Origin of the sequence: Roseomonas sp. USHLN139 (assembly GCF_037145735.1) — a bacterium.
Classification (GTDB): Bacteria; Pseudomonadota; Alphaproteobacteria; order Acetobacterales; family Acetobacteraceae; genus Pseudoroseomonas.
The window spans coordinates 1045611-1058249 of record NZ_JBBCWY010000001.1 but is presented as its reverse complement, the minus strand read 5'-3'; the positions used below and the strand labels follow the sequence as shown (position 1 = coordinate 1058249).

Genomic DNA, 12639 nt, shown 5'->3' with positions numbered 1-12639 from the left:
CTTGCGGCAAGGTAATCCCGGGCTTTATATACATACGTGAAGGTATCTTTACAAGCCGCAGCCTGCGCCGCGGATCGCATCTCTGGAGGTTCCATGCAGCTCCTGCACCGCCGCGGGATGGCCGCACTCGGCCTGTTCCTTCTTTCCGCGCCCCTGCTGCCCCGCTTCGCGCTCGCCCAGGCGCCCGGCGGCCAGCCTCCCGCGGTCGGCGTGGCCCCGGTGACCCGCAGCGCGGTGACCGAGACCAACGAGTTCATCGGCCGCATCGACGCCATGCAGCGCGTCGACCTGATGCCCCGCCTGACCGCCTTCCTGGAGAAGCGCGAATTCGAGGAAGGCGCCGAGGTGAAGCAGGGCGACCTGCTGTTCCGGCTGGAGCGCGGCCCCTTCGAGGCGCAGCTGCAGATCGCCCGCGCCTCGGTGGCCGAGGCCGATGCCCAGCTGCAGAATGCCAACATCACCCTGGCCCGCGCCCAGGCCCTGCTGAACACGGTGGCCGGGCAGCGCTCCAACGTCGACACGGCCCTCGCCGCCCAGCGCAGCGCCCAGGCGCAGCTGCTCTCCTCACAGGCCTCGGTGCGCCAGGCGCAGATCAACCTGGACTATACCGAGATCCGCGCGCCGATCACCGGGCGCATCGGCCGCGCCAGCGTGACCGAAGGCAATGTGGTCACCCCCTCCTCCGGCGCGCTGGCCAGCATCGTCAGCCAGGACCCGATGTATGTCAGCTTCACGGTGCCGATGCGGACGCTGACCGATGTGCGCGCCCGCTATGCCGAGCGCGGCGGGCTGAACGCGGTGAAGCTGCGGGTGCGGCTGCCGGGCGGCCGGGTCTATGGCCAGACCGGCACGCTGAACTTCGTCGACATCGATGTCGGCCGCGACACCGACAGCGTGCTGCTGCGCGGCACCATCCCCAATCCGCCGACCCAGGGCGGCTATCGCGAGCTGACCGCCAACCAGATCGTCAACGTCGTCGTCGAGGCGATCGAGCCGATCCAGGCGCTGACCATCACCCGCGCCGCGGTGCTGAGCGACGCCCGCGGCGACTTCGTCTATGTCATCGGCGCCGAGAACAAGGCGGAGCGCCGCACCGTGCGGATGGGCCGCAACTCGACGCCCGAGCGCGCGGTGATCGAGGACGGGCTGAAGGAGGGCGAGCAGGTCGTGGTCGACGGGCTGCAGCGCGTCCGCCCCGGCCAGCCGGTGAACCCGGCCCCCGCCAACCAGCCGGGCGGCAATGGCCCGGCCGGCGGCAACCCGGGCGGCGGCAACCAGGGCGCCCGCCCGAACCAGGGAGGCTGAGACCTTGTTCTCCGCCATCTTCGTCAACCGCCCGCGCCTGGCGGTGGTCATCGCGATCGTGATGACCATCGCCGGCGCCCTGTCGATGACGCGCATCCCGGTGTCGCAGTTCCCCGACATCGTGCCGCCCCAGGTGCAGGTCAGCGCGACCTATCCCGGCGCCTCCGCCGAGGTGGTCGAGGCCGCGGTCGCGCAGCCGCTCGAGGCGCAGATCGTCGGCGTCGACAAATCCATCTACATGAAGAGCAACAGCGGCTCCGACGGCAGCTACTCGCTGGTCGTGAGCTTCGAGCTCGGCACCAACGCGGACATCAACACCGTCAACGTCAACAACCGCGTCCAGGCGGCGATGGCGCTGATGCCCTCCGAGGTGCAGGCCCAGGGCATCCGGGTGGAGAAGCGCTCCTCCTCGATCCTGCAGGTGCTGTTCCTCTATGCCGACACGCCGGAGCGCGGCTACGACCCGCTCTACCTGACCAACTATGCCACGCTGAACGTGCTGGACGAGCTGTCGCGCACCACGGGCGTCGGTTCCGCCTCGCTGTTCAGCCGGCAGAACTACGCGATGCGCATCTGGTTCGACACGCAGCGCCTGGTCAGCCTGAACCTGACGCCCTCCGACGTTGCCGCCGCCATCCGGGCGCAGAACGTGCAGGCGCCGACCGGCCGGCTCGGCGCCGAGCCGGTGCCGAACAACCAGCAGACCCAGATCAACGTGCAGACGCAGGGCCGGCTCTCCAGCCCGGAGCAGTTCGGCAATATCGTGCTGCGCGCCAATCCGGACGGCTCGGTGCTGCGCGTGCGCGACGTGGCGCGTGTCGAGATTGGCGCGCAGAACCAGGACAGCCGCACCCGCCTGAACGGCCAGGACGGCGTCGGCATCGGCATCTACCTGGCCCCCGGCGCGAACGCCGTGCAGACGGCCGCCGCCATCGACGCGACGCTGAACCGGGTGCGCGCCCGCATGCCCGAGGGCATGACCATCCGCCCGGTCTTCGACACCACCATCTTCGTCAACGATACCATCCACGAGGTCATCAAGACCCTGGCCGAGGCCTTCGTGCTGGTGGCCGTGGTGGTCTTCCTGTTCCTCGGCAACATCCGCGCGACGCTGATCCCGATCATTGCCGTGCCGGTCAGCCTGGTGACCACCTTCGCCATCCTGCTGGTGATGGGCTATTCGGCCAATACCGTCTCGCTGCTGGCGATGGTGCTGGCGATCGGCATCGTCGTCGACGACGCCATCGTCGTGGTGGAGAACGTCGAGCGCGTGATGGAGGAGGAGCCGGAGCTCAGCCCGGCGGACGCCACCAAGAAGGCGATGGCGCAGATCACCGGGCCGATCATCGCCATCACCCTGGTGCTGCTCTCGGTCTTCGTGCCGATCGGCTTCATCCCCGGCCTGTCGGGCGAGCTGTTCCGCCAGTTCGCGGTGACCATCAGCGCCGCCATGGTGATCTCCGCGATCAACGCGCTGACGCTCTCCCCCGCCCTCTGCGCCGTCTTCCTGCGGCATAGCGGGCCGAAGAAGGGCATCATGGCCTGGGTGTCGCGGCGCATCGACAATGTGCGCGACGGCTATGCCGGGCTGGTGCGGCGGCTGCTGCGGCTGGGCATCGTCTCGATCCTGCTGGTCGGCGCCTTCGGCTTCGGCGCCTTCACCATCGCCAGCCGCATTCCCTCGGGCTTCCTGCCCTCCGAGGACCAGGGTGCCTTCATCATCGCCTTCCAGCTGCCCGACGGCGCCTCGGTCGCCCGCACCAGCGAGGTGGTGGCGCAGATGGAGCAGCGGCTGAAGGAGATGCCGCAGGTGCGCGACGCCGTGTCGATCATCGGCTTCTCGCTGCTCGACGGCGGCAACAGCTCCTCCTCCGGCACCATGTTCGTGCAGCTGAAGGAATTCGCCCAGCGCCCGGCCGCCAGCGACAACGTCAACGCGCTGATCGGGCGGATCTTCGGCGAGAGCCAGCAGATCCGCGGCGCGCAGATCATCCCGATCAACCTGCCGCCGATCATCGGCCTCTCGACCGGCGGCGGCTTCGAGTACCAGCTGGAAAGCCTGACCGGCGCGGCGCCGGCCGACATGGCCGGGGTGCTCGGCGCGCTGCTCGGCGCGGCCAACCAGGACCCGGCGCTGGCCCAGGTCTTCTCGACCTTCAGCGCCCGCTCGCCCTCGCTCTATCTCGACATCGACCGCGACAAGGCGCAGGCGCTGGGCCTGTCGATGACCGATGTCTTCTCGACACTGCAGGCGACGCTGGGCAGCAGCTTCGTCAACAACTTCAACCTCTATGGCCGCACCTGGCAGGTGCAGATCCAGGGCGAGGCGGCCGACCGCCGCGACGTCACCGGCCTCTGGAAGATCGAGATCCGCAACAGCCGCGGCGTCATGGTGCCGCTGCGCTCGATCGCCTCGGAGCGCACCGTGGTGGGGCCGCAGTTCATCAGCCGCTACAACAACTACCGCGCGATCACCATCAGCGGCTCGCCCAAGCCCGGCGTCTCCTCGGGCGAGGCGATGGCGGCGATGATGCGGATCTCCAACCAGAGCCTGCCGAACGGCTATACCTTCGAATGGACCGGCACCTCCTTCCAGGAGCAGCGCGCGGCGGGCCAGACCGGCGCCATCCTGGCGCTGGCCGTGCTCTTCGCCTTCCTCTTCCTGGTCGGCCTCTACGAGAGCTGGGTCATTCCCATCCCCGTGCTGCTCTCGGTCACGGTCGGCGTGCTGGGCGCGGTCGGCGCACTGTTCATCGCCGGCATGCCGATGGACCTCTACGCGCAGATCGGCCTGATCGTGCTGATCGCGCTGGCCGCGAAGAACGGCATCCTGATCGTCGAATTCGCCAAGGAGCAACGCGAGGCCGGGCTCGACATCGTCGAAGCCGCGGCACAGGGCGCCAAGCTGCGCTTCCGCGCCGTGATGATGACCTCGATCGCCTTCATCCTCGGCCTGGTGCCGCTGGTCTGGGCGAGCGGCGCCTCGATGCTGGCGCGCCGCGCCGTCTCCACGCCGGTCTTCGCCGGCATGATCGCGGCCTCCACCATCGGCATCTTCATGATCCCGATGCTCTACGTCGTGTTCCAGCGGATGCGCGAGGCGACGCACCGCCGCTTCGGCCGGGGCCACCACGCCCATGGCGACACGCCGAAGGCCGGAGGCCAGGCGGCGGGCGGCCAGCATTGAGCCGCGGCGGCCGGCCCCCGGGGCTCGGGGCTTCGGGCCTTGAGCCCCACCGGGCCGTCCGCCCCGCCTGACACCGACGAGCCCGGGGGAATAGCCTTCCCGCGGGCTCTTTTTCTTTCGCCCCCTCAGCCAGGAGCCTGCCCATGCCCGCGACCCCGCATCGGATCGTCATCATCGGCGGCGGCGCCGGCGGCGTGCATCTGGCGACGCGGCTGGGACGGCGCCTTGGCCGGGAGGGTCGCGCCGAGATCCTGCTGGTCGACCGCGACGCCAGCCATATCTGGAAGCCGCGGCTGCACGAGGTCGCCGCCGGCACGCTGGATTCCGGCCAGGAACAGGTCAGCTTCGTGGTGCAGGCCAGCCGCCACCATTTCCGCTACTGGCCGGGCGAGATGGTCGGGCTGGACCGCGCCGCCCGCCAGGTGCAGCTCGGCCCGCTGCGCGACCCGAACGGGGCGGAGATCCTGCCGGCCCGCAGCCTCGGCTACGACACGCTGATCATCGCCGTGGGCAGCCGGGCCAACGATTTCGGCATTCCCGGCGTGCGCGAGCACTGCCATTTCATCGACAGCCGCGCCCAGGCCGAGGCCTTCAACACGGCGCTGCGCAGCGACGTCATCCGCTGCCTGGCAGGGCCGGAGGAGGCGACGCTGGACATCGCCATCGTCGGCGCCGGCGCCACCGGGGTCGAGCTCTCGGCCGAGATCAACACGGCGCTCGACTTCGCCGCCGGCTATGGCTTCGGCAATCTGCGGCGCCGGCTGCGGCTGACGCTGATCGAGACGGCGCCGCGCATCCTGGGCGCCCTGCCCGAGCGGGTGGCGGACGCCGCCCAGCGCGAGCTGCGCCGCCAGGGGGTGACGGTGCTGACCGGCGCCCAGGTGGTGGCGGTGGATGCCGGGGCGATGCATCTGCAGGATGGCCGCCGCATCCCGGCGCCGCTGAAGGTCTGGGCCGCCGGCATCCAGGCGCCCGCCTTCCTGGAGGGGCTCGACGGGCTGGAGAGCGCGCGGTCGCGCCAGCTGGTGGTGCGGCCAACGCTGCAGACGACGCGCGACGAGCATGTCTTCGCCCTCGGCGACTGCGCCTTCCTGGTGCCGGAGGGCGAGGCGCGCGCGCTGCCCGCCACCGCCCAGGTGGCGCAGCAGCAGGCCGAGCACCTGGCGCGCGGGCTGGAGGCCAGGCTGGACGGCAAGCCCCTGCCCGACTTCCACTACCGCCATGGTGGCGCGCTGGTGGCGATCGGCCATTACAACGCCTTCGGCAGCCTGGGCCGGCTCGGCCTGCTGGGCGACAGCACCTTCATCCAGGGCCGCTTCGCCCAGTTCTCCTATGCCTCGCTCTACCGCCGCCACCAGCTCGGGCTGCATGGCTTCTGGCGCTCGCTGATGTTCTGGCTGGCCGATCTGCTGCGCAAGGCCAATGCGCCGCGGGTCAAGGTGGACTGAGCGGCGCGGGGCCTCCGGCCGCCGGGTTCAGCCGGGCGCGGCGCCGCTGCCCTCCAGCGCGAAGCCCTCGTCGATCCAGCCGGTGATGCCGCCGATCATCAGCTTCACCGGACGGCCCAGCCGCGCCAGCCGCAGCGCGCCGCGATCGGCGCCGTTGCAATGCGGGCCGGCGCAATAGACGATGAAGAGCGTGTCCGCCGGGTGCCCCTCCAGGCTTTCGGCGGTGATCGCGGCATGCGGCAGGTTGACCGCGCCCGGCACATGGCCGCGGGCGAAGGCCTTCGGACCCCGCACATCGAGCAGCACGAAGCCCGGCGCGCCGGAGGCCAGGGCGGCCGAGACATCGGCGCAATCGGTCTCCAGCGACAGGCGGCGGGCGAAATGCGCCGCGGCGTCGGCAGAGGGGGCGGCGGGGATGGCGGTGACGCTGTTCATGGCGGGAGGGCTCCTGTGACGCCGCCGATCCTGCCGCGCCACAGGCCGCGCTGGTGAGTGGCAGGAATGCCGCCTATGGTCCGGATCATGCCAGAGACGCCCCTCAACACCCGCGTCGTGGTGCTGGCCTATGACGGGCTCTGCACCTTCGAGTTCGGCTGCGCGCTGGAGGTCTTCGCCCTGCCCCGGCCGGAATTCGGCGAGGACTGGTATCGCTGCGCCGTGGCCAGCCTGGAGCCCGGGCCGCTGCGCGCCCAGGGCGGCATCCGGGTGCTGGCCGAGGGTGGCGCCGAACTGCTCCGCGCGGCCGGGACCATCATCATCCCCGGCTGGCGCGGGGTCGGGGAGCCCGTCCCCGCGGCGCTGTGCGACACGCTGCGGGAAGCGCATGGCAACGGCGCCCGGATCCTGTCGCTCTGCTCGGGCGCCTTTGTCCTGGCCGCCGCCGGGCTGCTGGAGGGGCGGCGCGCCACCACCCATTGGCGCTATTTCCCGGCGCTCGCCGAACGGCATCCGGGGCTGACCCTGGTGCCGGACGTCCTCTATGTCGACGAGGGCTCGGTGCTGACGGCGGCCGGCAGCGCGGCCGGCCTCGACCTCTGCCTGCATCTGGTGCGCCGCGACTTCGGCGCGGCCAAGGCCAATGCCGTGGCGCGGCGGCTGGTCATCCCGCCGCAGCGCCAGGGCGGCCAGGCGCAGTTCGTCGAGCGGCCGGTGCCGCCTGCGCGCGGCGGCGGCAGCCTGCTGGCGCCGCTGCTCGACCGGGTGCGCGGATCGCTGGCGGAGGAGTGGGACATCGCCCGCATGGCCCGCGCCGCGGCGCTCAGCCCGCGCGGGCTGCACCGGCATTTCCGCGCGACGCTGGGCCAGAGCCCCGGCGCCTGGCTGCTGGCCGAGCGCGTCGCCCAGGCCCGCGCGCTGCTGGAAGCCGGCCACCCGGTGCAGCGGGTGACGGAGGAGTGCGGCTTCGGCAGCGCGCTCGCCATGCGCCAGCAGTTCAAGGCGGCGATGGGGGTGACGCCCTCCGCCTATCGCGCCCGCTTCTCGGTCAGCCCGTGAAGACCACGGTCTTGTTGCCGTTCAGGATGATGCGGTCTTCCAGGTAGAAGGAGATGGCGCGGGCCAGCACGCGGCGCTCGATGTCGCGGCCCTTGCGGATCAGGTCCTCGGCGGTGTCGGCATGGCTGATGCGCTCGACGTCCTGCTCGATGATCGGGCCCTCGTCGAGATCGGCGGTGACGAAATGCGCCGTGGCGCCGATCAGCTTGACGCCGCGGGCATGCGCCTGGTGATAGGGGCGCGCGCCCTTGAAGCCGGGCAGGAAGGAATGGTGGATGTTGATGCAGCGGCCGGGCAACTTGGCCGCCAGCCCGTCGGAGAGCACCTGCATGTAGCGGGCCAGCACCATCAGGTCCGAGCCGCTTTCTTGGAACAGGCGCCAGATCTCCGCCTCCTGCTCCATCTTGGTCGCCCGCGTCACGGGGAGGTGGTGGAAGGGCACGCCGGTGAAGTCGAGATGCGCATAGGTCTCCAGCGGATGGTTGGAGACGATGCCGGACAGCTCCATCGGCAGCTCGCCGATGCGCCAGCGGTAGAGCAGGTCGGCCAGGCAATGGTCGAACTTGCTGACCAGCAGCATGACCCGGCGCTTCGCCCCCTTCGGCCGCAGCGTCCAGCCCATGCCGAAGCGCTGCGCCACCGGCGTCACCGCCTGCTGCAACGTCTCGATGGCGCTATCGGCCGCCACGTCGAAGACAACGCGCATGAAGAAGCGGTGCGTCGCCGTGTCGTCGAACTGCTGGGCTTCCTGGATATTGCCGCCGGCCTCGAACAGCGCGGTGGCGACCGCCGCCACGATGCCCGGACGGTTGGCGCAATGCAGCGTCAGCACATAGGCGCCGCGGGGGGCGGCATCGGTCGAGGTCATCGTCGGCGCATCCGGATCGGGTGAAAAGCCAGGGCTCAGCGGGTTAGGCCGGGCGGCGCCGCCTGCCAATGGGCGAATTGCACGGCGCATGGCATAAGGCCGGCGTGATGCCCCTGCCCCCCTCCCCCTGGATCGCCGTGCTCGGCGCCGGCCCCGCCGGGCTGATGGCCGCCGAGGCGATCGCCGCCCAGGGCGGCCGCGCCCTGGTCTTCGAGCGCATGCCCTCGCCGGCCCGCAAGTTCCTGATGGCCGGGCGCGGCGGGCTGAACCTGACCCATTCCGAGCCGATGCCGGGCTTCCGCCGCCATTACGGCGCGGCCGAGCCCGCCCTGTCCGCCGCCCTCGAGGCCTTCCCGCCCGCCGCCCTGATGGCCTGGGCCGAGGGGCTGGGCCAGCCGCTGTTCACCGGCAGCTCCGGCCGGGTGTTTCCGAAGGCGATGAAGGCTTCGCCGCTGCTGCGCGCCTGGCTGGCCCGGCTGTCCGCCGCCGGCGTCGAGATCCGCACGCGGCATGACTGGCTGGGCTTTGCGGCGGCAGGCGGGCTGCGCTTCGCCACCCCGGAGGGCGAGGTCACCGCGACGCCCGATGCGGTGGTGCTGGCGCTCGGCGGCGCCTCCTGGCCGCGGCTGGGCGCCGACGGGTCCTGGACCGCCGCCCTGCCCGATGTGCCGGTGGCGCCGCTGCGCCCCGCGAATATGGGCTTCCGCATCGACTGGTCGGCGCATCTGGTCGAGCGCTTCGCCGGCACGCCCTTGAAGCGCATTGCCCTCAGCTTCGCCGGCCAGACCCGGCGCGGCGAGGCCATGCTGACCCGCGACGGCATCGAGGGCGGCGCCGTCTATGCCCTGGCCGCGCCGCTGCGCGAGGCCATCGCCCGCGACGGTTCCTGCCTCCTGGAGCTCGACCTGCGGCCCGACCTGGAGGCGGCCGAGCTGGCGCGCCGGCTGGCGGCGCCGCGGCGCGGGCAGTCGCTTTCGGCCTTCCTGCGCAAGGCGGTCGGCCTGGCCCCGGTCGGCATCGCCCTGGTGCAGGAGGCGCTGCATGCCGGCGCCGCGCAGGAGACCCTGCCGGCGCTGGTGAAGCGGATGCCGCTGCGGCTGACCGGCACCCAGGGGCTGGAGCGCGCCATCTCCTCCGCCGGCGGGATTCTTTTCAATGCCGTGGACCCGCGCTTCATGCTGCGTGCGCGGCCCGGGATCTTCGCCGCCGGCGAGATGCTGGACTGGGAGGCGCCGACCGGCGGCTACCTGCTGCAGGCCTGCTTCGCCACCGGCCGCGCCGCCGGGCTGGGCGCCCTGGACTGGCTGCGCGAAAGCGGCCAGGATCAGGCACGGAACTTGCCTGGATCGGTCCCGCCATGACCCATATCCGCCCGGCGACCGCCGCCGACCTGCCCGCGATCACCGCGATCTACGGCCACCACGTGGCCACCGGCCGCGCCTCCTTCGAGATCAGCCCGCCACCGCTGGAGGAGATGCAGCGCCGTCATGCTGCCCTCGTCGCGGCCGGCATGCCCTATCTGGTGGCAGAACGGGAGGGCGTGGTGCTCGGCTATGCCTATGCCGGCGCCTATCGCCCGCGCATCGCCTATCGCGACACGGTGGAGAATTCGATCTACGTCGCCGCCGAGGCTGCCGGCCAGGGGATCGGCCGCCGGCTGCTGGAGGCGCTGCTCGAGGCTTGCACGGCGCTGGGCCTGCGGCAGATGATCGCGGTGGTGGGCGACAGCGCCAATATCGCCTCGGTGAAGCTGCACGAGGCGGCCGGCTTCCGCCAGGTCGGCGTGCTGCGCTCGGTCGGGCGCAAGCAGGGCGAATGGCTGGATGTGGTGCTGCTGCAGCGCGCCCTCGGCGAGGGCGACACCACCCCGCCCGGCGCGGAGCCCGGCTGACCGCCAGAAGGAGAACCCCGGCCATGACGCGACGCAGCAGCCTGGCCGGGGGCGAGCGCCATGTCTTTGCCGATCTGCGCGCCCTGCTGGCCGCCGCCTCGCCGCGCCGCTCGGGCGACGAGCTGGCCGGGCTCGCCGCCGAGAGCGATGCCCGCCGCGTCGCCGCCCGCATGGCGCTGGCCGACCTGCCGCTGGCCGCCTTCCTCAACGAGGCGCTGGTCCCCTACGAGCGGGACGAGGTCACGAGGCTGATCATCGACGGCCATGACCCGGCCGCCTTCGCGCCGGTCCGCAGCATGACGGTGGGCGCCTTCCGCGACTGGCTGCTGTCGCCGGCGGCCGACAGCGCGGCGCTGGCCGCCCTGGCCCCCGGCCTGACGCCGGAGATGGTGGCCGCCGTCTCCAAGCTGATGCGCAACCAGGACCTGATGGTGGTGGCGCGCAAATGCCGGGTGGTGACCGCCTTCCGCACCACGCTCGGGCTGGAGGGGCGGCTGGCCAGCCGGCTGCAGCCCAACCACCCGACCGACGACATGGCCGGCATCGCCGCCGCGACGCTGGACGGTCTGCTGCTGGGCAGCGGCGATGCGGTGATCGGCATCAACCCGGCGACCGACAATGTCCCCAACGGCATCGCCCTCGTCGAAATGCTGGACCGGCTGCGCCAGCGCCATGCCATTCCGGTGCAGAGCTGCGTGCTGACCCATGTCACCAGCACGCTGGAGATGATCAACCGCGGCGCGCCCGTGGACCTGGTGTTCCAGTCGATCGCCGGCACCGAGGCCGCCAATGCCGGCTTCGGCGTCTCCCTGTCGATCCTGAAGGAGGCCGAGGAGGCGGCGCTGTCGCTGAAGCGCGGCACGGTCGGGCAGAACGTGATGTATTTCGAGACCGGCCAGGGTGCCGCGCTCTCAGCCGAGGCGCATCACGGCATCGACCAGCAGACCGTCGAGGTCCGCGCCTATGGTGTCGCCCGTGCCTTCGCGCCGCTGCTGGTCAATACCGTGGTCGGCTTCATCGGCCCGGAATATCTCTATGACGGCAAGCAGATCATCCGCGCCGGCCTCGAGGACCATTGCTGCGGCAAGCTGCTGGGCGTGCCGATGGGCGTCGATGTCTGCTACACCAACCATGCCGAGGCCGACCAGGACGACATGGACACGCTGATGACGCTGCTGGGCAATGCCGGCGTCAACTTCCTGATCGCCGTGCCGGGCGCCGACGACATCATGCTGAACTACCAGAGCCTGTCCTTCCACGACATCCTGGCGCTGCGCCAGCTGCAATCCCTGCGCCCCGCCCCGGAATTCGAGGCCTGGCTGGCCAGGATGGACATGCTGGAGCCGGACGGGCGGATGCGGGTGCTGGACCCGTCGGCGATCCGCCTGCTGGCGGCGGAGTAGCGGGCGGCAGACCCAGACCGTCGCGCGGCTGCCGGGCCGGGCCACGTCCCGTTGCCCCGTGGACATGGCAATCCGACAGAAAGAAGAAGGGGTCCAGGGGAATTCCTTCCCCTGGCCTGCCCTGTCTTCGCTTTATCTCCCGTGATCCAGCCGGTTCTCCAGAACCAGCATGAACGGCGCCTTGTCGTAGGGCGGCGGCAGGGCGCGGCCCTGGGCATCGGCCGGGAAGCGGCGCAGCACGGTCGCGTCGAGCACGTTGCCGCCGATCGCCTGGACCAGGCCGCCGCCGCTGGCCACCACCACGTCGCAGTGCATCGGGCGGAACTGGCCGCCCTCGGCCAGGCGGTCCTGCCAGTGCAGCAGCGGGACGCGGGAGCGGTCGGCACAGAGCAGGTCGCCCGGCCGGGGCGCATAATCCGCCGGCGCATGCGGCCGGAAGGGCGCCTGATCCGGGTTCGACTGCGCCTGCCACAGCAGGTTGTCGATATAGTGGGCGTGGGCCGCGGCCGGGGTGAAGGTGAAGCTGGGCACGCCGGCGGTGGCCATGACATGGCTGATGAAGGCCGCCGACCAGGCCGGATAGGCCCAGAGCGAGATCGAGGGCAATGCCGCCGGGGCGGGGGGCGCGGTGCCGAAAGCGGCCGGCTCGGCGGTGCCTTCCTGCAGCCCGGCCAGCAGGGCGTCATGCGTCTCCTGGTGGCGGCGGATGACCATTGGCCCCTCCGCCGGCACGGCCCCCCAATAGGTCAGGACGCGGTCGAAGAGGCGGGGATCGGGCTCGCGCGGCAGCGCCTCGGGCCAGCCATCGACCGTGAGCTGGCCCCAGGCCTGCCATTCGGCCAGGGCGGCGCCGGCGATGCGGGCGCGCCAGGGCGAGAGCTGTCCGACACTGTCGGGCCGGGGCGGTGGCGGGGCCGAGGCGCAGGCCGAAACCATCAGGACCAGGGCCGTGGCCAGCCCTGCCTTCCACCAACCGCGACGCCGCATCCAGACCCTCCGCTCACGCTGCGCCGGAGGAACGCGGCACGGCAGCGGAAGTCACC

General features: G+C 71.5%; 10 protein-coding genes. 7 read left to right on the top strand and 3 right to left on the bottom strand.

The window, feature by feature from the left end; genetic code table 11:
- Window positions 1-93: 93 nt before the first annotated feature.
- From WFI16_RS04925 to WFI16_RS04915, 3 genes are all read left to right on the top strand, one after another.
- Window positions 94-1305: an efflux RND transporter periplasmic adaptor subunit gene (locus WFI16_RS04925; protein WP_419896673.1), complete on the top strand. Its 1212-nt coding sequence runs from the start codon at window positions 94-96 to the stop codon at window positions 1303-1305.
- Between the two features lie 4 nt (window positions 1306-1309).
- Window positions 1310-4492: an efflux RND transporter permease subunit gene (locus tag WFI16_RS04920; protein WP_419896672.1), complete on the top strand. Its 3183-nt coding sequence runs from the start codon at window positions 1310-1312 to the stop codon at window positions 4490-4492.
- A 143-nt stretch (window positions 4493-4635) separates the two neighbouring features.
- A complete protein-coding gene (locus WFI16_RS04915; protein ID WP_419896671.1) occupies window positions 4636-5940 on the top strand; it encodes an NAD(P)/FAD-dependent oxidoreductase in 1305 nt (434 codons plus the stop codon).
- 27 nt (window positions 5941-5967) lie between these two features.
- On the opposite strand, the gene WFI16_RS04910 is transcribed toward WFI16_RS04915, so the two are convergent.
- A complete protein-coding gene (locus tag WFI16_RS04910) occupies window positions 5968-6375 on the bottom strand; it encodes a rhodanese-like domain-containing protein (RefSeq protein WP_419896670.1) in 408 nt (135 codons plus the stop codon).
- A gap of 87 nt (window positions 6376-6462) precedes the next feature.
- Between WFI16_RS04910 and ftrA the strand changes: the two genes are divergently transcribed.
- Window positions 6463-7434: a transcriptional regulator FtrA gene (ftrA, locus tag WFI16_RS04905; RefSeq protein WP_419896669.1), complete on the top strand. Its 972-nt coding sequence runs from the start codon at window positions 6463-6465 to the stop codon at window positions 7432-7434.
- Here the strand turns inward: ftrA and purU are convergent.
- On the bottom strand, window positions 7424-8302 hold the full coding sequence (purU, locus tag WFI16_RS04900) for a formyltetrahydrofolate deformylase (protein WP_419896668.1): 879 nt from the start codon (window positions 8300-8302) through the stop codon (window positions 7424-7426). The genes ftrA and purU overlap by 11 nt on opposite strands.
- Window positions 8303-8409: 107 nt before the next feature.
- Here purU and WFI16_RS04895 point away from each other — a divergent pair, with 107 nt between their 5' ends.
- From WFI16_RS04895 to WFI16_RS04885, 3 genes are read left to right on the top strand one after another with little or no spacing between them, the layout of a single operon-like run.
- Entirely contained in the window at window positions 8410-9663 is a 1254-nt protein-coding gene (locus WFI16_RS04895) for a TIGR03862 family flavoprotein (RefSeq protein ID WP_419896667.1), read from the top strand.
- Window positions 9660-10193 (top strand): GNAT family N-acetyltransferase, encoded by a 534-nt coding sequence (locus WFI16_RS04890; RefSeq protein ID WP_419896666.1) that lies wholly within the window; start codon window positions 9660-9662, stop codon window positions 10191-10193. Before WFI16_RS04895 ends, WFI16_RS04890 begins: the two co-directional genes overlap by 4 nt.
- A gap of 23 nt (window positions 10194-10216) precedes the next feature.
- Window positions 10217-11596 (top strand): ethanolamine ammonia-lyase subunit EutB, encoded by a 1380-nt coding sequence (locus tag WFI16_RS04885; protein ID WP_419896665.1) that lies wholly within the window; start codon window positions 10217-10219, stop codon window positions 11594-11596.
- 132 nt (window positions 11597-11728) lie between these two features.
- Here the strand turns inward: WFI16_RS04885 and WFI16_RS04880 are convergent, their stop codons facing one another.
- A complete protein-coding gene (locus tag WFI16_RS04880) occupies window positions 11729-12583 on the bottom strand; it encodes a DUF2272 domain-containing protein (protein ID WP_419896664.1) in 855 nt (284 codons plus the stop codon).
- Window positions 12584-12639 lie beyond the last annotated feature (56 nt).

Excerpts from the sequence above, each read along its gene's own strand:
- WFI16_RS04925 (WP_419896673.1), top strand. The coding sequence starts at position 94 with ATGCAGCTCCTGCACCGCCGCGGGATGGCCGCACTCGGCCTGTTCCTT.
- WFI16_RS04915 (WP_419896671.1), top strand. The coding sequence starts at position 4,636 with ATGCCCGCGACCCCGCATCGGATCGTCATCATCGGCGGCGGCGCCGGC.
- WFI16_RS04910 (WP_419896670.1), bottom strand. The coding sequence starts at position 6,375 with ATGAACAGCGTCACCGCCATCCCCGCCGCCCCCTCTGCCGACGCCGCG.
- ftrA (WP_419896669.1), top strand. The coding sequence starts at position 6,463 with ATGCCAGAGACGCCCCTCAACACCCGCGTCGTGGTGCTGGCCTATGAC.
- purU (WP_419896668.1), bottom strand. The coding sequence starts at position 8,302 with ATGACCTCGACCGATGCCGCCCCCCGCGGCGCCTATGTGCTGACGCTG.
- WFI16_RS04895 (WP_419896667.1), top strand. The coding sequence starts at position 8,410 with ATGCCCCTGCCCCCCTCCCCCTGGATCGCCGTGCTCGGCGCCGGCCCC.
- WFI16_RS04890 (WP_419896666.1), top strand. The coding sequence starts at position 9,660 with ATGACCCATATCCGCCCGGCGACCGCCGCCGACCTGCCCGCGATCACC.
- WFI16_RS04885 (WP_419896665.1), top strand. The coding sequence starts at position 10,217 with ATGACGCGACGCAGCAGCCTGGCCGGGGGCGAGCGCCATGTCTTTGCC.
- WFI16_RS04880 (WP_419896664.1), bottom strand. The coding sequence starts at position 12,583 with ATGCGGCGTCGCGGTTGGTGGAAGGCAGGGCTGGCCACGGCCCTGGTC.